The organism is Lachnospiraceae bacterium oral taxon 096, assembly GCA_018141845.1.
GTDB lineage: Bacteria > Bacillota > Clostridia > Lachnospirales > Lachnospiraceae > F0428.
Window position 1 is genome coordinate 1776690 of the sequence record CP073340.1, and the last position, 23210, is coordinate 1799899.

Annotated in this window: 19 protein-coding genes; 4 read left to right on the plus strand and 15 right to left on the minus strand. The window is 38.9% G+C overall.

Going from position 1 to position 23210, the window contains the following annotated elements:
* Window positions 1-24 precede the first annotated feature (24 nt).
* The gene (locus J5A74_08610; protein QUI95433.1) at window positions 25-1818 is read left to right on the plus strand and encodes an LCP family protein; all 1794 of its coding nucleotides are present in this window, start codon (window positions 25-27) and stop codon (window positions 1816-1818) included.
* A gap of 100 nt (window positions 1819-1918) precedes the next feature.
* Here the strand turns inward: J5A74_08610 and J5A74_08615 are convergent, their stop codons facing one another.
* Window positions 1919-2278: a DUF1344 domain-containing protein gene (locus J5A74_08615; protein ID QUI95434.1), complete on the minus strand. Its 360-nt coding sequence runs from the start codon at window positions 2276-2278 to the stop codon at window positions 1919-1921.
* Window positions 2279-2356: 78 nt separating this feature from the next.
* Window positions 2357-3655 carry a phosphopyruvate hydratase gene (eno, locus tag J5A74_08620; protein QUI95435.1) on the minus strand — a complete coding sequence of 433 codons (1299 nt, stop codon included), beginning with the start codon at window positions 3653-3655 and terminating at the stop codon, window positions 2357-2359.
* A gap of 136 nt (window positions 3656-3791) precedes the next feature.
* Here eno and J5A74_08625 point away from each other — a divergent pair, with 136 nt between their 5' ends.
* Together J5A74_08625 and J5A74_08630 are read left to right on the plus strand one after the other, a co-directional pair.
* Window positions 3792-4847, plus strand: a complete 1056-nt coding sequence (locus J5A74_08625) for a tyrosine-type recombinase/integrase (GenBank protein ID QUI95436.1) — start codon at window positions 3792-3794, stop codon at window positions 4845-4847.
* Window positions 4848-4929: 82 nt separating this feature from the next.
* Window positions 4930-5571: a TetR family transcriptional regulator gene (locus J5A74_08630; protein QUI95437.1), complete on the plus strand. Its 642-nt coding sequence runs from the start codon at window positions 4930-4932 to the stop codon at window positions 5569-5571.
* Window positions 5572-5610: 39 nt separating this feature from the next.
* On the opposite strand, the gene J5A74_08635 is transcribed toward J5A74_08630, so the two are convergent.
* The 8 genes from J5A74_08635 to J5A74_08670 form a co-directional block, all read right to left on the minus strand.
* A complete protein-coding gene (locus tag J5A74_08635) occupies window positions 5611-6219 on the minus strand; it encodes a histidine phosphatase family protein (GenBank protein QUI95438.1) in 609 nt (202 codons plus the stop codon).
* Window positions 6220-6490: 271 nt separating this feature from the next.
* Window positions 6491-8035 carry a tetratricopeptide repeat protein gene (locus J5A74_08640; GenBank protein ID QUI95439.1) on the minus strand — a complete coding sequence of 515 codons (1545 nt, stop codon included), beginning with the start codon at window positions 8033-8035 and terminating at the stop codon, window positions 6491-6493.
* Complete coding sequence (locus tag J5A74_08645; GenBank protein ID QUI95440.1) at window positions 8035-8184, minus strand: hypothetical protein; 150 nt, start codon at window positions 8182-8184, stop codon at window positions 8035-8037. Before J5A74_08645 ends, J5A74_08640 begins: the two co-directional genes overlap by 1 nt.
* Window positions 8177-9409 carry a bifunctional folylpolyglutamate synthase/dihydrofolate synthase gene (locus J5A74_08650; protein QUI95441.1) on the minus strand — a complete coding sequence of 411 codons (1233 nt, stop codon included), beginning with the start codon at window positions 9407-9409 and terminating at the stop codon, window positions 8177-8179. The genes J5A74_08645 and J5A74_08650 overlap by 8 nt, the downstream gene beginning before the upstream one ends.
* Before the next feature lie 8 nt (window positions 9410-9417).
* Window positions 9418-12060, minus strand: coding sequence for a valine--tRNA ligase (locus tag J5A74_08655; protein ID QUI95442.1), 2643 nt, complete (start codon window positions 12058-12060; stop codon window positions 9418-9420).
* Window positions 12061-12070: 10 nt separating this feature from the next.
* Window positions 12071-12886 (minus strand): hypothetical protein, encoded by an 816-nt coding sequence (locus J5A74_08660; protein ID QUI95443.1) that lies wholly within the window; start codon window positions 12884-12886, stop codon window positions 12071-12073.
* On the minus strand, window positions 12877-14115 hold the full coding sequence (locus tag J5A74_08665; GenBank protein QUI95444.1) for a hypothetical protein: 1239 nt from the start codon (window positions 14113-14115) through the stop codon (window positions 12877-12879). Before J5A74_08665 ends, J5A74_08660 begins: the two co-directional genes overlap by 10 nt.
* Window positions 14115-17675: a hypothetical protein gene (locus tag J5A74_08670; GenBank protein ID QUI95445.1), complete on the minus strand. Its 3561-nt coding sequence runs from the start codon at window positions 17673-17675 to the stop codon at window positions 14115-14117. The genes J5A74_08665 and J5A74_08670 overlap by 1 nt, the downstream gene beginning before the upstream one ends.
* A 144-nt stretch (window positions 17676-17819) precedes the next feature.
* Here J5A74_08670 and J5A74_08675 point away from each other — a divergent pair, with 144 nt between their 5' ends.
* Window positions 17820-18335 (plus strand): DUF4364 family protein, encoded by a 516-nt coding sequence (locus tag J5A74_08675; protein QUI95446.1) that lies wholly within the window; start codon window positions 17820-17822, stop codon window positions 18333-18335.
* On the opposite strand, the gene J5A74_08680 is transcribed toward J5A74_08675, so the two are convergent.
* The 5 genes from J5A74_08680 to J5A74_08700 form a co-directional block, all read right to left on the minus strand.
* On the minus strand, window positions 18319-18912 hold the full coding sequence (locus tag J5A74_08680) for a YihA family ribosome biogenesis GTP-binding protein (protein QUI95447.1): 594 nt from the start codon (window positions 18910-18912) through the stop codon (window positions 18319-18321). The genes J5A74_08675 and J5A74_08680 overlap by 17 nt on opposite strands.
* A gap of 68 nt (window positions 18913-18980) precedes the next feature.
* Window positions 18981-20234 (minus strand): ATP-dependent Clp protease ATP-binding subunit ClpX, encoded by a 1254-nt coding sequence (gene clpX / locus J5A74_08685; GenBank protein ID QUI95448.1) that lies wholly within the window; start codon window positions 20232-20234, stop codon window positions 18981-18983.
* A gap of 8 nt (window positions 20235-20242) precedes the next feature.
* On the minus strand, window positions 20243-20824 hold the full coding sequence (gene clpP, locus J5A74_08690) for an ATP-dependent Clp endopeptidase proteolytic subunit ClpP (protein ID QUI95449.1): 582 nt from the start codon (window positions 20822-20824) through the stop codon (window positions 20243-20245).
* Window positions 20825-20854: 30 nt separating this feature from the next.
* Window positions 20855-22141, minus strand: coding sequence for a trigger factor (gene tig, locus J5A74_08695; protein ID QUI95450.1), 1287 nt, complete (start codon window positions 22139-22141; stop codon window positions 20855-20857).
* Window positions 22142-22401: 260 nt separating this feature from the next.
* Entirely contained in the window at window positions 22402-23208 is an 807-nt protein-coding gene (locus tag J5A74_08700; GenBank protein ID QUI95451.1) for an RnfABCDGE type electron transport complex subunit B, read from the minus strand.
* Window positions 23209-23210 lie beyond the last annotated feature (2 nt).

Here is a 23210-nt window from a genome sequence, read left to right on the forward strand (position 1 = left end):
CGATGGAGATGAAGGAGTAGATTTATGAAGCAAGATGAAAAGCAGTTTGACACAGAAAAGGAGCATCAAAAGTATCTTGACGATTTGGCACGCCTTCGAAAAATTCGTGAAGAAGAGCGAAAAAGACATCAGATGAAGGAGAGTTTTGACAAAGATACTTTTGTCGTTCCTGATAGTTTTAGTGACGATTTTGTCTTGCCAAATACAGATGACGGCGGTCGCAAAGAAAAGAAGAATCGACCAGGTCAAAGCCAAAATCAACCGAGAAAACAGAGCAAAAAGAAAAAGAAGAAATTTCGTCTTGTCCTTCGCTCTATTTTAGCTATTTTTTTGGTGGTTATTCTTGGCTATGGTGCATTTTTAGCCTATAGCTTCCAAACAAAGCAAAAGGGGTATTATACCTTTGCTGTATTTGGTGTAGATTCAAGAAATGGTAAATTCGGAAAGGGAGAGGCTCTATCGGATGTCAATATTTTAGTCAATATCGACCGTGGGACAGGAGATATTCAGGTAGTCTCTCTCTATCGAGACACCTATTCAAAGATTGATGATAAGACTTATCATAAGTTAAATGAAGCTTACTTTAAGGGTGGGGTTGATCAGACCTTAAAGACCATTAGAGAAAACTTTGATATCAATGTGCACGACTATGTCGTCTTTAACTGGGAAGCCGTTATTCACGCCATTGACATTCTTGGTGGTGTCGATATTGATGTGACGGATGCAGAATTTGCCTATATTAATAGTTTTATCACAGAAACTGTGGAATCCACAGGAATTGGATCTGTTCAGTTACAACACCCAGGTTTGCAGCATCTTGACGGGGTTCAAGCTGTAGCTTATGCAAGACTTCGTTTGATGGATAACGATTTCCAAAGAACAGAACGCCAGCGAAAAGTAATTAGTTTGGCCTTTGATAAAGCGAAGGTAGCGGATAAGAAAAAGTTAATGCAATTGGTGGTCAGTGTATTGCCAATGACATCAACCAACATTACCATTGATGATATTTTGCCAATGGCAAAGAATACCAAAAAATATCATCTATCAGAGACGGTAGGCTTTCCTTTTGACAAGGAAATTATGAAGCTTGATGGTCGTTCCATTGTTGTTCCGATCACCTTAAAAAGCAATGTTATTGCTCTACATCAACTTTTATTTAAAGATGAAAGTTATACGCCTAGTGATTCTGTCCAAAAAATTAGTGATTATATCATTAAAAAGACGGGAAAAGGGGCGGATGATCGTAGTGTGAGCGATTTGCAAGAAAATGGCATAGAAGAAAGTGAAAGTACTTTAGAAACTTCTCTTAGCCCAAATGGACAAAAAAATTCAAAAAAGATGCCAAAGTCGTCAAAGGCCAATAAGGGCAAAAAGGCAGAATCGACAGTTAAGTCAAAGACCAGTGCAATGAATTCTTCGTTGCCGTCCTCAGAGCAAGGGGCGGCAACCGTCGCTGGTGGGGAAGTCATCCAGGGCACCGTGGCACAGTCTCATTCGGGAGAGAGTGCTTTGGTATCATCACAGCAGCAGACCTATTCGGTGGCAGCAGCACCTTCTACACAGGAACATCACAAAAGTACAACAGCACCAACCAAAGCGAATAAGGCAAAAAAAAAGTCAAAGGACGACGAAGAAAAGCCTGATTACTCGGCTTACAACTTACATGATGACGACTACGATGCCGGTGATGCTGGCGATGAGGGACTTGAGGAGTATTTGAGAAAACAAGGAGGAGATGTGGGCGACGAGGACAGCGATGACGACAACAGTTTGCCACGTATGGATTTTGATGCAGATAATGGACCAGGATCAAGATAAAAATAAAGCCAAGCCTAGAAGAGTGTAGGTTTGGCTTTATTTTTTGATATTCAACTATTCGCAAAAGACTTGTTTAACGAATAGTTAGTATAGATTTTTCCTATTTCTTTATTGATACTACTTTTCCTGTAAAGGAATCTGCATCGCTTTTTGGAAGATCTCCAGTATAAGAAACAGTTACTTTATCTCCTTGATTGACACCCTCATATCCCTCTGGTTTCGTTCCATCATAGAAGGCGAAAAGATAAGACTTTCCATCTTTGGCATCAAGAATAAATTGATTTTCCTTTTTTTCCTCAATGGTTCCCTCCACTGTCTTTGCATCTTTTGTATCTTCTGCTTTGGCACTAGACTGCTCAGCTTGTGCTGTAGTCTGTGTAGTGGTGCTCTCTTTTTTTCCGCAGCCTGCTGCAGCAATCATCGCAGCAACCATCATTGTTCCAAATAAAAATTTTTTCATTTTTCAATCTCCTTATTTTTTATTTAACAAAAAACAGCTTTGCAAAGCTGCAAAGCTGTTTTAAGCCATACGCCAAAATTAACGCTTAATGTTGAATGCGTTAATTCCTGGATAAACAGCACTCTCACCAAGCTGCTCCTCAATGCGAAGAAGCTGATTGTATTTTGCAACACGCTCAGATCTACTTGGAGCACCTGTCTTAATTTGGCAAGTGTTGAGGGCAACGGCAAGGTCAGCAATTGTTGTATCTGCTGTCTCACCTGAACGGTGGGAAGAAATTGCAGTATAACCTGCCTTGTGAGCCATTTTAATTGCCTCTAAAGTCTCAGAAACAGAACCAATCTGGTTGAGCTTGATTAAGATTGCATTTGCACAACCATTGTCAATACCCTTCTTTAATCTCTCTGTATTGGTTACGAATAAGTCATCACCAACAAGCTGAACTTTGTCGCCAAGTTCCTTTGTCAGCTCTTTCCATCCATCCCAATCTTCCTCATCAAGACCATCCTCGATAGAGATAATTGGATACTTCTCAACCAATGACTTCCAGTGTGCGATAAGCTCTGAAGAAGTAAACTCTGTACCAGCCTTAGGAAGCTTGTAATGTCCCTTTCCTTTCTCGCTCTTCCACTCACTTGCTGCTGCGTCCATAGCGATCATAAAGTCCTTACCTGGCTCATAACCAGCGTTCTTTACAGCCTCAAGAATTGTCTCGATGGTCTCCTCATCAGATGAAAGGTTTGGTGCGAAACCACCCTCATCACCTACAGATGTTGCAAGACCTCTAGACTTTAACAATTTAGCCAATGCATGGAAAACTTCTGCACACCAGCGAAGTGCCTCTTTAAAAGATGGTGCACCAACTGGCATGATCATAAACTCCTGAACATCAACAGTGTTTGTTGCATGTGCACCACCATTTAAGATGTTCATCATAGGTACTGGAAGTCTGTTTCCAGATACACCGCCAAGGAATCTGTAAAGAGGAATGCAAAGAGATTCTGCGGCTGCTCTTGCTACAGCAATAGATACAGCAAGGATTGCGTTTGCACCAAGTTTAGACTTATCCTTTGTACCATCAGCCTTGATCATTGCAGCATCTACAGCATAGGTATCCTGTGGATCCATACCAACGATGACATCGTTAATAATGGTGTTGATGTTTTCAACCGCTTTTGTCACGCCCTTTCCGAGATAACGGTCCTTTTGACCATCTCTAAGCTCAAGTGCCTCGAATTCACCAGTAGATGCACCACTTGGAGCTGTTCCTCTAGCGACAGTACCGTCGTTTAAGTAAACCTCAGCCTCTACAGTTGGATTTCCTCTAGAATCAAGGATCTCTCTACCAATGACCTTCTCAATTTCTAAATATCCCATTTCAAAAAACCTCCTTAAAGAAAATAATGATATTTCTTTGACTCTATGTCTTTATTATTATCTTACAACTTTCCTATTTTGGCAAGACATTTTTATATGATATACTATAGATATACAAAAAATAAAGGAGAATCGGATGTCATCACTTAGTTATAACGAACAAATTGATCGAGAAAATGTATTAAAACTTCGAAAGCTTACCTTGGCCCTTCCGCCCTATTGCAAGGATTTTTTTCGAGGAATTGAGCCACGCACACAATCGAGAACTCGAATTGCCTATGCTTATGATTTGAATGTATTTTTTCAATTTTTATTGAAGGCAAACCCTGTACTCGAAAAAAAGTATAAAAAAATCCGAGATATTCCCATCGAAGTTTTAGAAAATTTGTCTCCTGTAGATTTAGAGGAATATATGGAGTACTTAAAGTATCGAAAAGAGGAAGAAAAAGAGATTGTCAATAAGGGACAGGGAATTCAGAGGAAACTATCGACCTTAAAAAGTTTATATCGCTATCTGTATCGAACAGAAAAGATTGAACACAATCCCACAGAGCGAATTTTAATGCCAAAGACAAAAATAAAGGATATCGTGCACTTGGATGAGGATGAAGTCGAAATGATGTTGAGTGCAGTAGAAAGTGGAAGGAAATTGACAACAAAGCAACGCACTTACCATGACAAGACAAAACTTCGTGATTTGACTCTTCTATCCCTTATGTTGGGAACAGGAATTCGAGTTTCTGAGTGTGTTGGCTTAAATATTCAAGATGTAGATCTAAAAAATGATGGAATAAAGATTTTAAGGAAGGGAGGAAAGGAAACAACCGTTTACTTTGGGGATGAAGTGGAAGAACTTCTTACGGAATATATGGAGTATCGAAAGTCTATTCTAGCGGCCCCAGGGCATGAAGATGCACTATTTTTATCTATGCAAAAGAAGCGTCTCGGTGTTCGAAGTGTCGAAAAAATGGTAAAAAAATATGCTCTTTCTGTGGAAACATTAAAAAAGATTACCCCACATAAGCTAAGAAGTACCTACGGAACAAATTTATATAAAGAGACAGGGGATATTTATCTGGTTGCTGATGTTTTAGGGCATACAGATGTCAATACGACAAAACGCCACTATGCAGCCATTGAGGAAGACAGAAGAAAAAGTGCAAGAAATAAGATTAAATTGCGAAAACAATAAAGACAAAATAAGTTGCATTTTCTTTCTGTTGAGCTTATGATAGAGATATAAAAAACACTATGTATTTTAAATAGAGGACAGTATGACAAAATTTATTCGAGCAAGAAATGAAGGACAAAAGCAGGAGCGATTTGAAGAAATTAAGGCAGCAGGTAGAAAGATTTTTGATGAGAAGCCCTATTCAGAGATTACCATCTCCGATATTGCCCAAAAACTTTCCTGGTCCAGAGCCAATCTATATAAGTATGTCAGCACAAAAGAAGAAATTTACTTAATGATTTGTGAAGAAGCTAGAGAAAAGTACTACAATGAATTAAAAGCCTCGTATCCTGTGGGCTGTGCTTATTCAGAGGAAGTCTTTGCTGAAATTTGGAGTCGCATTATCGCCGACCACTCAGAATACCTTCGCTATTATCATCTCCTCTCCGTCTTTGAAGAAAATGTTTCTATGGAAAAGTTAGTGGAATACAAGCGGGCTTTTTATTCCGATACAGATGATATTATTACCATTTTTTCAAAAAATTTAGCTCTTCGATTTGTCAGTTCACAAAATCTTCTCCATGCCGTACACTATCAAGCAATGGGAATGTACAATGCCATTGTAGAAAATCGAAAGATTAAAGAAGAAATGGAGTTATTGGGTTATATCCTCCCTGATATGGACTTTAAGCGAGATTTAAAGGAATTTATTTTAATTTATCTTTCTGCTGAAAAGCAAAAATAAAACGGAGAGCTTTCATCTTGAAGGCTCTCCGTTTTATTGCTATTTTTTTAAATAATTGTTCTTTCCATCTCGAAAATTTTCTTCAACGACCCTAAATTGACCATCTTGAATTTCAACGACAAAATACCCACAATTTCCTATTGGCTGTTTCCAAAAGTCGTATAATTTTAGTTGATAAATTTGATTCATCATCGCATGAATGGCTGCTCCATGGGAAAGGATTAAGAGATTTCCTTCTCCTTCTAACTGCTTTAGCCAGTCTAAAAAATGAGAAATGCGCTCAAAAAGATGTGTATAGCTTTCCATTTTTCTCATTGGAATAAATTTCTGAGGATCGTGAAAAAAGTTTCTCATATTCTCATCAATATCTTCATATTTTATGCCCTCATAGCGTCCAAAATCAATTTCCATAAGGCTATTAAAGATTTCCATGTCTTCTTGCCTGGAAACGATTTTTGCCGTCTCTCGAGCTCTAAACAAAGGACTAGAAATAACTCGGTTAAAGAGAATTCCTCTTTGTCGAAACTCCTCTGCTGCAAGTCGAGCTTGATCTCTTCCATTTTCATTGAGTGGAATATCTTTCTGTCCTTGCAAGCGATGAGCTTGATTAAAATCCGTCTCTCCATGACGCATAATAAAAATTTTCATAAATAAAATCCTTTCGGTGTGGAATAACAGGGAGGCGTACTTATGGAACAGATGACAGTTACAGCTAAAATTCAGATATCTGTTGATACAGACAGTAAGGTTTTATTGGATGAAACCATGTCTACTTATCTGGATTTGTTCAATGTAATGCCACTTTAGGTAGGAATACCTATTGGAATAAAGGTCAAAGGCATAAGCCGTCACTACGACTGGGCAGTTACAAGCCCATGACTTAAAGGTCATGGGTAGTTGACACTTCTCTCCCTATTCTTTATTGTGCTGATGGAGCCACAGTCTCTGCGACTGCCACATTTGCTGCCTGTGTCACTTGTGCTGCTGGTTGTGCTGGCTGTGTAGAAGATTGCTCTGAGGAGGCAGGCTGTGTCTGCTCAGGAGCAACGGACTGAGCGGATGAGTCAGCTTGTGCTGCGGTTGGTGCCTGTGATGAAGCGATTGTTGCATCTGGTGCAGGGGTTTGCGGCTGTGTCTGGGCCTGTGCTGCATTCAGCTCAGCCTGAGCTTTTGGGGCATAGGGTGATGTTGGGAAATTAGCAATCAATTGCTTTAAAATTTCATTGGCCGTTGTTGCATCCCCTGCTGCTCGAAGTGCCGTTGAGCGCTTATAAAAAGCTTCCACAAGGTCTGGTTTAATTTTAAAGGCTTCATCATAGTAAACTGCTGCGGTCGCAGGATCCCCAGAAGCCATTGTGCTGTCTCCAAGTTTGACAAGTGGAGCCCACCCCTTTTCATTCAGAATGGCGGAAACTTGGGCATAGACTTCCTGAACGGAGACTCCACTTTCAGGAATATCCACAAGCTGTGCAGGATCAATATAGGCATAGATTTGTGCAGCCATAGGGATATCCTTATTTCGGATATAATTGACAATGGCCGCCAGCTTTTGATATTGGATAAACTTATAATTATTATCCTTGCTGTGCTGTTCAGCCTGCTGAGACAAAGATTCTGCCTGTGATTGCAAATCTATATTGACCTTTTGTAAGTCGGTGTTATCCATTTTTGCTGAACTCAATTTTTCACTGATAGAAGAAACCTCTGCATTGCTTCTATGTGAAACAGAAGCCATTTTAGTTGGCATATATAAAAATAATACCGCAGCAGCACCAACTAAAATGCCAACGCCAATGTTGAGTGCGGTCTGCCAACCGTTGAATTCCTTATATGTCGGTGGAATAATAACATCATCATCCGTCATTTGTCGATGAGAAAATGCACTGCTCATTTTCTTATTTTCGATATCTGCACGCCCTGTATTTTCCTTGACAAATGCCATATAGCGAAGTGCTTTTTCATTGGTCTTGTCTGTTCGCAAAACCAATAAAAGTGCCTTTCCTGCTTTTTTATACTCCCCTCGATTGATATATAAAAGTGCAAGTAAAAGCTGTGCTTTGACAAAACTTGGTTTTTCTTGCACAACTCTTGTCAGCGTCAAAATAGCTAAATCTGGATTGCCGTTGTTTGCATAGTTTAAACCTTGATTAAACTTAATCAAATTTTGTTCATATATTTCCAGACGACCTGCTCGCTTTTTTAAATCCGCTAGATATCGCTGTGCAATATTTTCTTTTGGCCTTTGATTACTACTGATTACCCACTGCACAATGGCCTCTCCCACCTCTCCAATTTCGTAGTAAATCAAACCGAGAAGGTTTCTGGCATCGGTGTGATACTTATTAAAGTGCAGGGCATTTTTTAATTGCACAATTGCACCAGAGAGGTCTCTCACTTTGGCTTTTTCTAAACCAAGATTATAATAGCTATTGGAAATTTGCTGACATTTCCGTCTTAGATCCATTATTCGTCCTGTCCTCTCGTTTCTTTCTTAATCAATTCCATCAAAAGGTCATTGGCATCCATCATATCGCTCTTGATGATGGCATCTTCTACTGCCGAAACCTCTAGGCTCGGTGTAAAGTTTACAATTTCATTTTCAAAATTAATCATTACATTCTCCTAAAATCTCTCCCACAAGATAGAGTGAACCTGCACAAAACAAAATTTCATCCTCTTGTCTTGATGAAAGTGCCTTTTGAAAGGCATCGACGACACTGCTGCAGGTAACAATCTCACAGGATGTTTTTGTGTACTTTTGAAACCAATCTGCAAGCGTAAGTGTATCAGATGCACGGTGCGTGTGCAAGTGGGGAATCCATACTTTTTGTGGGGCTAATGAATCACAAATGTTTTCAATCATCTCCTGCGAATTTTTATCTGCCACCGTAGAAAACAAAAGAAGTGGCTTTTTTTGTCTACTCGAACAAAGTGTTCGAGTGGCTTGAATAAAGGCTTGGACGCCACCAATATTGTGGGCACCATCGACAAAGATATCCGCCATGATTTCTTGCATCCTTCCCTTCCACTGCACTTTCTTTAAGGAGGCTAACTGACTCTCTAGGGAAAAACTTGGGCAAAGAAGCCGCATCGCCATCATGGATAAAATTGCATTGTCCTTCTTATAATCGGCATTGAAAAAAGAAAGAAGTGGAAAATAAACTTCTTTTTTTTCTGTCAAGGCAAAGGTTTGAATCCCATAAGACCTAGCTGTCTCCTCAATCACTTTTGAAGCAGCAGGGAATTGATCATCAAATACTAAAGGTACCAAGGGCTTAATAATTCCTGCTTTTTCTTTCGCAATCTCTTCGATGGTTTCTCCAAGATATTGCATATGATCAAAACTAATGCTTGTAATAATGGTCAACTTTGGTGAAGAAATCGCATTGGTGACATCTAATCTTCCACCCAATCCCGTTTCCAATATACAATAATCGACCTTTGCATCAGCAAAGGCCTCGATTGCAGTGTAAAACAAAAACTCAAAATAGGTTGGATGAAAAAGTCCCTGTGCACAAAGTGTGGAGGCTAGATCCTTGATCTTTAAAGCGGCCAAAGAAAACTTGACATCATCAATCGGAACTTGATTGATTAAGATTCGCTCATTGATCCGAACAAGATGGGGAGAAATAAAAGTTCCCACACGGTAACCAGCATCCACAAGCATTTGTGTCAAGTTCGCACAGACAGAGCCTTTTCCATTGGTCCCTGCAACATGAATGATCTTCATCTTCTTTTCTAAAGATCCCATTGCAGACAAAAAAGTTTGAATGTCTGCAATACTGTTCTTTTTTGCTGCCCAGAGGGGCAGATCTTCAATAAACTGTTGTATCGGCATCTCTTTCTTTATTTCTGTAAATGTGCAAGTTGTAAGGTTACCTGCTGCATCATTTTTTCATAGCCAGAAAGCTTTTCTCTTTCTTCATCAATTTTTGCCTGTGGTGCCTTACTGATAAACTTTTCATTGCCAAGCATTCCCTTTGCTCTAGCAATTTCCCCAGCTAAGCGCTTTTCTTCTTTCTTTAGGCGTTCAATTTCCTTTTCAATATCCACAAGCTCTGCAAATGGCATATAAAAACTTGCTCCAGCAATAACGGCAGAAACGGCATCATCATCAATTTTTGACTTATCCTTTTGAATAATCACATCGGAAGCTAAAGCGAGCATACTAAAGAAATGTTTTGATTCATCAAAGATCTTTGCAATCTCCTCATTTTCCGTAACAACATAGACCAAAGCCTTCTTACTTGGTGGAACATTCATAGAACTTCTCACATTTCGGATATTTCGCACAGCTTCTTTGATGGTCTCCACCTTGGATTCTTCGACAGGCAGATGATACTTTTCTTGATACTTTGGCCAAGGAGAAAGCATAATCGTTTCCTCTTGCTCATTTAAGTTACAAAAGATTTCTTCCGTAATAAATGGCATATAAGGGTGAAGAAGCTTTAACATATCATTTAAGACAGTCTTTAGTGTCCAAAGCGCAGCATTTTTTGTCGTATCTGTTTCACTCCAAAGACGAGGTTTTACCATTTCAATGTACCAATCACAGAATTCTTCCCATACAAAATCATAGACCTTTGATAGGGCGATACCGAGCTCATATTTATCCAGATTTTCGGTCACATCTTGAACAAGAGTATTGGCTTTTGACAAAATCCATCGATCAGCAAGAGTGAGAGAAGAAAGCGGAGTATTTTTATAGGCATCATCCTTTAAATTCATCATAATAAAGCGAGAGGCATTCCAAACCTTATTGGCAAAGTTTCGACTGGCCTCGACTCTTTCCCAATAAAAACGCATATCATTTCCAGGAGCATTGCCGGTCATTAATGTCATTCGAAGGGCATCGGCACCATATTTTTCAATCACTTCGAGTGGATCAATACCATTGCCAAGAGATTTACTCATCTTTCTACCTTGAGAATCTCGAACAAGTCCATGAATGAGTACGGTGTGAAAAGGACTCTTTCCTGTCTGCTCATAGCCAGAAAATACCATTCGAACAACCCAGAAAAAGATAATATCATATCCTGTCACTAAGACATCTGTTGGGTAAAAATAATCGAGTTCTTCGGTGTGTTTTGGCCAACCCAAAGTCGAAAATGGCCAAAGAGCAGAAGAAAACCAAGTATCTAGTGTATCTTCATCTTGTACAAAGTGCGTACAACCACACTTTTCACAAGTCGTCGGTTTTGTTTTAGAAACAACAATGTCACCACATTGCTCGCAATAGTAAGCAGGTATGCGATGCCCCCACCAAATTTGTCTAGAAATACACCAATCCTTAATGTTTTCCAGCCAATGTAAATAAGTTTTTCCATAACTTTCTGGAATAAATTGTAAATCGCCATTTTCAATAGCAGAAATCGCCGGCTTAGCCATTTCTTCCATCTTGACAAACCACTGCTGCTTAATCATTGGCTCAACCGTTGATTTGCAACGATCATGTGTACCGACATTATGGCGGTGAGGAACAACCTTTACTAAAAGTCCCTGTGCCTTTAAATCTTCAACCATTGCTTTTCTAGCTTCATAGCGGTCCATTTTGTCATACTTTGAACCTGGACAATCGATTGTTGCATCATCATGCATAATACAAAGTTCTTCTAAGTTGTGGCGTTTTCCCACTTCAAAGTCATTTGGATCATGTGCAGGGGTAATCTTTACACAGCCAGTTCCAAACTCTTTATCTACATATTCATCGGCAATCACAGGAATTGTTCTATTCGTCAGTGGCAACTGCACTCTTTTTCCAATGAGGTCTTGATATCGCTCATCCTCTGGATGGACAGCCACAGCCATATCGCCAAGCAAGGTCTCTGGTCTTGTTGTTGCAATTTCTACAAACTTTCCCTCTTCTTTAACGATCGGATAAAGAATGTGCCAGAAAAATCCGTCTTGATCGACATGTTCAACTTCCGCATCAGAAATCGAAGTCTGGCAGATCGGGCACCAGTTGATAATTCTTGAACCACGATAGATGTATCCTTTTTTATAGAGCTGAATAAAGACTTCCTGAACAGCCTCTGAACAGCCCTCATCCATGGTAAATCGCTCTCTGTCCCAGTCAGCACTGACACCAAGTTTGTAGAGCTGATTAATGATTTTTGAGCCATATTCTTCTTTCCATTTCCAAACTTCTTCTAAAAATCCATCTCTTCCAAGATCATGTTTATCGATGCCTTGGTCTTTTAGGCGATTGATCACTTTTACTTCTGTGGCAATGGCCGCATGATCGGTTCCTGGTTGCCACAAAGCTTCAAATCCTTGCATTCGCTTATATCGGATCAAAATATCTTGCATTGTATTATCTAGTGCATGTCCCATATGTAATTGCCCCGTAATATTTGGCGGTGGCATGACAATGGTAAATGGCTTTTTGTCACGGTCGACTTTGGCGTGAAAATATTTCATCTTTAGCCATTTTTCATAGGTTTTTCCCTCCATTTGGGATGGATTATAATTTTTTTCTAGTTCCTTCATTTTGTCTCCTCTACATCATATTTCGGTATTCCTGTTTCCAGGTCTGAATGATCGACTCCACTTTTTTGTCTGTGTCATCGGTATGGTCATGGGAAAACCATTGTGAAATTTCTTTCAATATTGGAAGCGATGTTGCCTGTTCTAGGCTATCTCTAAATTCTGCATCCCATTCCTTCTTGCTCTGTTCATCGAGGTCTTGAAAATATTGTTCATCAAAGCTTAAATCAGGAGCAATGAGCATAATATGATACATCTCTTTTAGACAGTGCCTATCCTTTATCTGATTGTAGGCGATGGCATATTCTTTATAGGCGTCTAAAAAAAGAAAAAGATTGGCATATGCACTGCCAAGATTGGCATGAACACTCGCTAAAAATTCGTCCGTAACGACCATGTCTTTTGGAAAATTCAATACTTTTTGATAAGTGTCTGCTGCCCGTTGATATCTTTTTTGTTCAAACAGTGTATTCGCCATTTCAAATAAATATTCTGCTCTATGCAATTTTCGATAAGCTTCCAGTTTTTTTCGATAGTGATTGAGTTCAACAGCACTATACATACGGGTACAGTCAAGAAGAGTCAATAAAATCTCATCATTAGAAGCCTGTTCTTTTTTCATTTTTTGCAGATAGGAACTGAATTGCAAAAGTCCAAGCTCCAAATCTAAAAACTCAAACAGTGGTTGAGAAATCAAGCTTTCTCTGGCAAGAATAGGATTTTCATAAACGACATACAATAATTCTTCCAAAGAATAGACATGAATATTTAATTCTGCAATATAGAGAGGATGTAAAACCTCACTTTGTTCACATACAATTAATCCCATAAGTTCACCTCTTTAATTAAATGGGCTCTTTTGCCCATGGGATAGATGTCTCCAAAGCCCGCATCTTTGATTTCTACCATCATCGTCTGTGCATCTTTAAATACAGTCCTTACATCGATGCGTCGAGTCTTTTGTGGCCTTTTTGGTAAAAAGTCAAGTGAAATCTTCACCACTTTCATTCTCCGCTTTCGAAGGTCAAGTGGGGTAATCTTAAAGTCAAGTGAATTGACTCCGTCTGCAATCATTCGCCATTGACTAGAAGCTGTGTACCAATTATCTCCCGCCCTAGCAATCGGGGTATCACATTCTTTGGTCTTATGGATTAATGGAAGCGATACCGTAGAACTTAATCTTCCATCGCAAATGCAAGTAAAATGAAATGGTGATTTTGGGCTTGCAAAATCCACACCTCTATAGCAAGCACCCATAGCAAAAAGAGCTTGCTCAGAATAAACTTTTCTTCGCTGACATACCACACGCATAAAATTTTCTGCCCAAGAAACTTCAGAAAAGCATCGTCCCACCAATAAAATCGAAGAAAAGATTTTTCTAGCTAAGACTTCTTTTCCAATCGAAGTCAGGATATCATCAGCAATTTTAATCCCCTTTGGTGTGTTGAGGATATCTTGGTCAAATCCTTCATGGATATCCTCTCGCTGTGCAATCACTACAGGCTTTGGTCCACTACCTCGATGCACCCGAAGTTCATAGTAATGGATTTTGGTATCGGATACAAAAAAGAGTCCGACATTGTTTGTCCACATATCTTTATTTTGGCTCATCACATAATAGATAAAACTCTCACTTCGACTAATGACATGAATATGTGATCTATAGTAGCCCAAGTCAACAAAACAATCCATAATCTGATTGGTAATGTCCGATTCTACTTTTGGTATGGAAATGACAATTTCATCTGGGTATCGGGCATCAAATTTATTGACGCTCTTTTCAATGATTTCTTTGAGAAAGTGACGTAATAATTCATTGCCATGATACTTTTTCCCCTGAATGGTTGCGGTTCCATGCTTGGCTGTCAAAGTCAACAGTCGATCTGTCAGGGTAAGTTCTCCTAGACTTTGGTCAAAAGCATCATCCCCAACATACCAGGTCTCTTTTAATTTTTCTCTTGCGACCAATGTTTTAAAAGTCAACGCCTCGGTTTCTCCAAAGTAAACCAATGTGGTACTCTCATCGCTCAGGTCAATCCCCAGTACTCTGGCCTCCATTAATCTTTACTCCCTTTTGTCTGAATTGTAAATAATAACTTTGTCATGGCATCTTTACATACATAATTTTCTAATTCAGCCTGCAAATGAGACTTTGGAATACTTGCCAGTTTATTTAGGCAGATAAAGCGACTATCTTCTTGGTGGTGATCGATCACTTCCCCCTTTAAACTGCCTTCAAGTAAAGGAATGCCATTATTTTCGCTATAAATTTTGTAGTCCCACTGTTCCCCAGAAAATAGCGTCTTTGTGGCAACATAGAAGTTTTGATACATATTTCTTATGTTGTCTCTATGATATTCTTTGTCATACGGTGAAACCTTGCTGTGCAAGAAAATTTCCTCTCCCTTCGTGTGATAGACCAAAATGGAGCTTTCCAAAATTTCTTCAGGAATCGGAATAAACTTTGCAAGCTTTTTGTAGTAATCAAAGAGAATATCTTCTTCAATCAGTAAAAAGACTAAGCTTTTTGCTAAAGCCTTTTGTCTTTCACTTAATATGTCTTTTGTAGTGTAATACTTTGTCAGTGCCATGGCATAAAGAAGAGGGATCTTTTGAATATTTGAGCTTGTCTCCATACTGGCCTCTAGATACTCAAATACTTGTAAAGAGGTATCTTCATGTTCAACAAAATAGGCATAGGATTTCAAACTAAAAAATGCTTTTACCAAAGTGTCACTGACTTTCATTCGACTGATATACCAGTAAAAAGTCTGATCAATATGCTCGCTGTGGTTACTAAAGAGCATCTGGGCCAGCAGGCGTTCTTCTAAATCCGCTGTCTTTGCTCCAACTTCAATGGCTTTTTCTAAGAGAAGATACATATTTTTGCTACTACCATTATATTTTTTTGCTGCAAAATCAAGGATAATCTCCTCTTGACAACCATTGATAACCGAAGTGAAAACTAAGTTAAGCAAGAGATCATCATCGATCTTTTCTTGATTGATTAATAGTTTCGTGCAAAGATTGGATAAGTCTTTTGAAGAAAGCTTATCGCAACCAAATGTCTTTATCATAGCATAGGCTTTTTTCACTCTTCCTCTGGCAATAAAGGTATTGCAAATGAGCTGGCGTTCCTTTTGGTCGAGTAAACTCTTATCAATGCTGTCTAAAAACTCATCTGCCCCCAAAGACCACTGCTCCATGGCCTGTTGCTGATAAAATTGAACCAGAACAGATAAAATCTTTGTCTTAAAGGCAGCAGTAATTTTTACATCACGCATTGCATCCTGTAATAGTTCAGCTTTTGTGGCATCTACTTGTTCTTGCTCTACCATATGCTTTAAATTTGCAATGTGCAATAATGGATGCGACGGATATATATGGTAACACTGCGTCAACACATCCACAAGATCCAGAGCCATCTGTGCTTCGTTGCCAAACCGAGCATAGCGATTTCCATAGGCATCTTGGAATAAAACAATAGTATCATCTGTTGGAATGGGAATGAAGCTTTCGCCATCTTCAAATGCATAAATATGCTCTCCTTTTAATTGTGGATAGATGACCACCACTTGTTTAATCAAAGGATCTACCTTTTGAATGCGATAGGCACAAAGAATGGATGGCAAAACCCTTGCCAACTGTTCATCCACAATGTCTACAGATAAAACTTCCTGATAAATCACAGCAAGAGAAGAATCAATATGGGCTTGTTTTGCCTCTTCTAGGGCATAACTTGTCATTTCATCAATATAGGCGAGGTAAATTTCGCTATTTTTTGGATAAAAGGATAAAATATTGGCATACAGATAGGCTCTATGCTGTTGGTCAAGAAGTCTTTTTTTATCTGCAAAATACCAAAGCACCTCTTCGGGAATGACTTGGTCATAGTTTTTTGGTAAAGATAAAATAAAGGCCTCATTGATGCCAGTCAGAGCAATCTGCTGTTCAATGCCAAGTTGATACCAATAGTGGACGCTGTTATCCTTTATCTTCCCTCTTAATAGTGCAGAACAAATTCCTGATAAAAATTCTCGCTCTGGTGTATCCTTATATAACTTCTTAAGTAACTGAAAATGTAAGCCTTCAAATGAACGAATACTAATGGCACGTTTGGCAATGATTTCGGCCAGTTCTCTACTAATTGCATGATACTTTGCACCACAGCAAAAAGCATGGACTTCAAAAGCACCAATATCATGCAAAAATTCAGTGTGCTTTGCCAAAAATTGACAATAACAAATATAGAGGTAAGGGCTGGTACAACCATCTTGATATACAACTTTATATAACTCAAACAATTCCGACGCATCATTTTGTAATGCGATGTCAAGATGAATCAGTCTTGGCAATAATTGATGAAGATGATTTTCCGTAATCATTCTTCTCATTAAGCGAATAAGGCTTGGTCGTTTACTTTCCTTTGCAAAGACAACAACTTCAAGGTATTCTAAAAGAAGATATTCTTCTACTAGATCCAAACGATTTTCTTTTATATTTTCTCGGATCGTATCGATAATATCCGCTGCCTTACTCTTTTCACCTGCAAGATAATAGACTTCAGCAAGCAATAGTTTTCGATATTCGACTTTCGTTTCTTCACCTTCTAGATTTTCAAGTGCATTGACCATGGAGGCAATACAATCCTTTTTTTCCTTCTCCTTGGTCATAAAGGCGATGCGTGCCCTAGTGTAATCAAACCAATACCTTCTGGTTTCGTAGGATTTTTTCTTTCTCTCTTGTCCACTTCCTGAGTAGACATCAATGTCTACACAAAAACTTTCTCCCACACTGATGAAATAAATCTTTCCCACATTGTGCCCTCGATAGAGACGGCTCTTTTTTATGGTAAATGTGTAGTTTGATTGATGATTTGTAAAATTTTCATTAGTTAAAATCCGAGTAGATAATTCCACAAAATCACCATCGGCGTGGATGGCAAAGCCAAGATATCCCCACGTATTTCTCTTGATTGGGACTTCAACGACAACATCCTCCAAAAGATCAGAAAATGAAAATTTTTGTTGTTCAAAGCTTAGGTAAACGGGAGTCTTTACTCCAGCAGCAATTAAAAACTCCTCCAGTGCATTATTTTTATTGGTACGGTCAAAAAAGGCACTATATAGAGCACAGAGTCTTGGCGTATTCATAAACTTGGCATGCAAAAAGTGTTTATATTGGAAAAGCTCTAGAGCACTTTCCCAATCTGCTTTGGCAATGAGAGCAAAGTCCTCAATACTTTCAATATCATCTAAAATGTCCGTATTTTGCCCAGGTACAACCGTAAATGAAAAAGGCAAAACCATTTCCCCTGCATTGGTCACAAGGTCGAGCTGGCCTTTCATTACCTCTTTGGGATTTAAAAAGCGAGTATCAATCTCTAAGGTTACTTTATTTTTTATTCCACCAAAAGAAGGCGCAAGAACTCTTACGCGATAATTGGAAGAATAAACTAATCCCTTTGCATATATGCGATTTTTGCTCTCAATATTGATTTCTATTTTAATTATTTCGCCTGATTTTACTGGCATATCAATATTTTCTGGAATTACAGAAATTTCTGGAAGAACTTGATCGATGATTCCCTTAGCTAGTCGATTGATTTTCTCTCTCATAAAGCACCCATTCTAAATTTATATTCTCTACCTCAAGCGGCTTGTACCATTATAGCATAAATAACTTTAAAATTACAATTATACTTGAATTAAAAGATTAAGCTTGGTATGATGTTATATTATATAGGAAAGTGGAGGTCAACGATGTCTGTAACGACAATCCTTTATAAATTGATGGTTTTGTATATGTTAAACCGCGTCAACTTTACCTTGACCAATGCACAAATGTCGGAGTTCTTTTTAAATCATAAGTACACAGATTATTTTTCTTTTCAAGAGACGATATCTGAACTTGTGGAGGCCAAATTAATTCATGTCCGTTCCAATCACCATGCATCGCGCTATGAAATTACAAAGGATGGAGAGGAAACGTTAAAGTACTTTAGCCATAAAATTTCTCCACCGATTATGAATGAAATTGATGAATACATCAAGGAAAATAAGTTTAAATTGCGCAATGAGGTTGGAAATATCGCCGATTACTACCAGACTTCCAACCTCGATTATGTGGTTCATTGTGAAGTGCGCGAAGGAAAAAACATTCTCATTAGCCTTGATTTATCTGTTCCTGATGAAGAAACTGCTGCACATATGTGTGATAACTGGCGTGACAAATGTCAAGAAATTTACCAATATCTATCTTTTAACCTTCTTGGTTAACAATCTTTTCAATCAAGGCATAGAGCTCTTCTTTTCCTTGTTTGGACTGTGAGGAGAAGGGTAAAATTGTGGTGTTTTCGCTACAATTGAGCCCTTCTTTTATTATCTTTATTTGCTTTTGAATCTGACTTCTCTTTATTTTGTCCAACTTAGTCGCAATAATGATAGGTTCATATCCTTGATGACAAATCCAATGATACATTAGTTTGTCATTTTCTGATGGTGCGTGGCGAATGTCAATCAACAAGAATACACCGCACAATTGTTTTGAAGTGTGCAAATATCGCTCAATCATCTTTCCCCATTGTGCTTTTACTTCTTCTGATGCCTTGGCATATCCATAGCCTGGCAAATCGACAAAATATAAATTCCCATTGATCTTATAGTAATTGATGGTCTGTGTTTTTCCAGGCGATGATGAAGTCCTAGCTAGGGATCTTCGGTTCATCAATGCATTAATTAAACTTGATTTTCCTACATTTGATTTTCCCGCAAAGGCAATTTCTGGAAAATCATTGTCAGGAAAGGTGCTTGTTATACCACATACCGTCTCTAATTCTGCACTCTTAATAATCATATTTTTCCTCCTCTTCGTTCTTACTTAAAAAAATGCGTTTGCCTTGAGGCAAACGCATTTTTTGTCTTCTATTCTGTCTTCTTTACCTTCACATCTCGAAAAGTCACTTCAGGCTCTCCGCCATCAATCGCTTCTTTATTGATCTTACATATGCCAATGCTTTCATTCGATGGAATTTCATACATCATATCCATCATGACATCTTCCATAATGGAGCGCAATCCCCTTGCTCCAGTCTTTCGATCGACAGCAAGTTTGGCCACTTCATGGATGGCATCATCTGTAAATTCAAGTTTAACATCATCAAGTTCAAAGAGCTTTTGATACTGTTTGGTCAAGGCATTCTTTGGCTCAACCAAAATACGAACAAGTGCATCCTCATCGAGTAAATCAAGAGAAACCGTGATCGGGACACGACCGATAAATTCTGGAATTAGGCCAAACTTTACCAAATCTTGTGGCATAACTTGACGGAAAAGCTCATCCACAGCTTGAGAATTTTTCTCAACAACCTCTGCATTAAATCCAATGCTTCCCTTACTTAGTCTTCGTTCGATAATCTTTTCCAATCCATCAAATGCACCTCCACAAATAAAGAGGATATTGGTGGTGTCGATTTGAATTAGCTCTTGGTGTGGGTGCTTTCTTCCCCCTTGTGGTGGAACATTGGCAACACTTCCTTCCAAAATTTTTAGAAGTGCCTGCTGTACCCCCTCTCCGGATACATCTCTTGTAATGGAGACATTTTCTGATTTTTTGGTAATTTTATCAATCTCGTCAATATAGACGATACCATATTCTGCCCTAGCGACATTGCCATCCGCAGCTTGAATCAGTTTGAGCAAAATATTTTCGACATCCTCACCTACATATCCAGCTTCTGTCAATGTTGTCGCATCTGCAATGGCAAATGGAACATTTAAAATCTTTGCCAATGTCTGTGCAAGATAGGTTTTTCCTGATCCTGTTGGTCCAAGCATCAAAATATTACTCTTTTGAATTTCGACATCGGATTTAGATGTTGCTGTAATTCGCTTATAATGATTATATACCGCAACAGAGAGCACCTTTTTTGCCTCATCCTGACCAATGACATACTCATCTAGAAATTTTTTAATTTCCTTTGGTTTGAGCAAGTTAATTTCTGCAAAGTCTGCCGAAGCCTTATCATGTGCCTCTTCCTCGATAATCTCACTGCAAATACCAACACATTCATTACAAATAAATGCATTATGACCTACAAAGAGTTTTCTAAACTTATCCTCTGGTCTGCCACAAAAGGAACAAACAGCTTTCTTTTTGTCGTCAGATTTTCCTGCCATATTTCCTCCTAGTGATGCTCAATCACTTGGTCAATAAGACCATATTCTAGGGCTTCCTGAGCGGTCATATAATTGTCTCGCTCAGTGTCTCGCTCAATCACTTCGATTGGCTGACCTGTATTTGCTGCCAGCATCTCATTCATCTTTTTCTTGGTCTTTAAGATGTGTTCTGCTGCAATTTTAATCTCTGTCGCCTGTCCTTGTGCACCACCTGATGGCTGATGGATCATAATCTCTGCATTTGGAAGAGCAAATCTTTTTCCCTTTGTTCCACCAGCAAGCAAAAACGCACCCATACTTGCAGCCATACCCATACAAATGGTGGAAACATCACACTTTACATATTGCATTGTGTCATAGATGGCCATTCCAGAAACAACGCTTCCTCCTGGACTGTTGATGTATAAATTAATGTCCTTTGTTGGATCCTCAGATTCAAGAAATAAAATCTGAGCGACAACAAGGCTTGCGGTCACATCATTGACTTCATCAGCTAAGAAGATGATTCTGTCCTTAAGTAATCTCGAATAAATGTCAAATGCACGTTCGCCACGACTTGTCGATTCGATGACTGTAGGGACTAAACTCATAACTTTTTACCTCCTTAGTTTATTATTGAATTAAACGAACTTTGCATTCTCTACAAGGAAGTTTACTGCCTTTTGAACAGCAAGATCCTGCTTTAATTGATCAAGACCCTGTGCATTAAAGATCTCTTTGATCTTTTCAATATCCATCTTGTACTGATCTGCCATCTTTTGAAGCTCAGCATTGATCTCTTCCTCAGTTGCTGCAATATTTTCTGCCTTCACTACGGCCTCTAAAACAACTCTATTGCGAACTCTCTGGAAAGCCTGTGGCTTCATCTGCTCTCTAATCTGCTCCATTGTTGTTCCAGTAAATTCCATAAACTGATCAAGAGGAATGCCTTGGCTTTGCATACGTCTTGCATAGTCATTGACCATTTGATCAATCGTTGAGTCAAGCATTGGATCTGGAATATCAACTTCTGCCTGTGCAGATACCTTATCTACAACAGTGTTCTCATTCGCAATCTTCGCATTCTCTTCCTTTGCAACAGCAAGCTTCTTCTTTAAGTCTTCCTTAAATGCATCGAGGGTATCAAATTCGCTCACCTCACTTGCAAACTCATCATTGAGTTCAGGAAGTTCCTTCTTCTTTGCATCCTTAATCGTTACAGCAAATACAGCAGCCTTACCAGCAAGATCTTTTGCAGCATAATTTTCTGGGAAAGTAACATGAACATCAAAACTCTCACCGATATTATGTCCCTTGATTTGTTCCTCAAATCCTTCAATAAAGGCATGGGATCCAATAACTAATGGATAATCTTCACCCTTTCCACCCTCAAAGTGCACGCCATCAATAGAACCATCAAAGTCAATCACTGTGTGATCTCCCTCTTCAATGGCACGACCTTCTACAGTCACCATACGAGAGTTGCGATCTTGCTCGCCCTTTAACGCATTTTCAATATCCTCATCGGTCACTTCAGCATTGGCCTTTTCTACTTCAATTCCCTTATAGTTATTTAACTTAACCTCAGGGTATACAGCAACAAGTGCCTCATACTCAAAATCTTCGCCCTTTGCAACTTTAGTGATGGTAATCTCTGGTCTTGAAACAATTTCAAGCTTTGACTCCTGCATTGCTGCTGGATAAGAATTGTCAATGGCAACATTTATTGCATCATCAAGTAATGCACCTAAGCCAAAGTGCTTTTCTACCATAGCTTGTGTAGCATGTCCTTTTCTAAAACCTGGAACAGCAAATTTGTTTTTATTCTTCTCATAAGAAGTCTTGATCGCTTTAGTGAAATCATCAGCAGCCACAGTAATTGTGAGCTTTGCCATATTTTTCTCTAAATTTTCTACCTTTAAACTCATAAATGGATTCTCCTTTAGTGTTTTGCGTTTCAAATCCACATTATATCATATAAAAATACTCTATTCAAGTGATAAGATAATAAAAAGAACGCCCAGCGAATCTAGCCGCTTGGACGTTCTTTTTTTCATTAAATAGATGAAATCGCTTGTGCAACGAGGCAATCAACCGATGCATTATCTAATGTAGTCTCTGGCCTCTGGCAACTGGACTTTTATCATCTCTTTTAGTATACCCCAAAGTTTTTTCTTTTTCAAGACCATCAAGCAATCTTTTTGTCAGTTTGAATAACCTTTGTTGGACACTTTTGTGCACAAGCTCCACAATTTACACACTTACTGTAGTCAACCTGAGCAACATTGCCATTCATGTGTATTGCATCAAACTTACATTGTTTTGTACAGAGCGTACATCCAATGCAGCCCACACTACAATGACTTTTCACATCTTTTCCTTTATCCTGTGAATAGCACTGTACAAGATGATGGGATTGATATGGTACAAGCTCAATCAATTTCTTTGGACAAGCCTCCACGCACTTTCCGCAGGCAACGCATTTTTCTTTGTCAACAACTGAAATTCCATCGACAATATGAATAGCATCAAATGCACATGCCTTGACGCAGGAACCAAATCCCATACATCCATAGGAACAAGACTTTCCGCCAAATCCTGGAACAACACTCGCTTGATTACAATCTGTGATACCAAAGTAATTGTATTTTTCTTTGCTCTTATCGCATGTTCCCTTACAGCGAACAAAGGCGACCTTTTTTTCGCTCTCTCCAGCAGAAACACCCATAATTTCTGCGATCACTGCAGCTACTGGAGCACCACCTACTGGACAGCGGTTTACTTCTGCTTCTCCACAGGCAATGGCCTTTGCCAAACCATCACAACCTGGATATCCACAACCACCACAGTTATTTCCTGGAAGCGCTTCTCTGACTGCAATTTCTCTTGGATCAACTTCAATTGCAAATTTTTCGCTGGCTACGCCCAATAACACACCAACCAAGATGCCAACAACACCAACAACAATGGCGGCAATAATTACACCTGTTATCATAT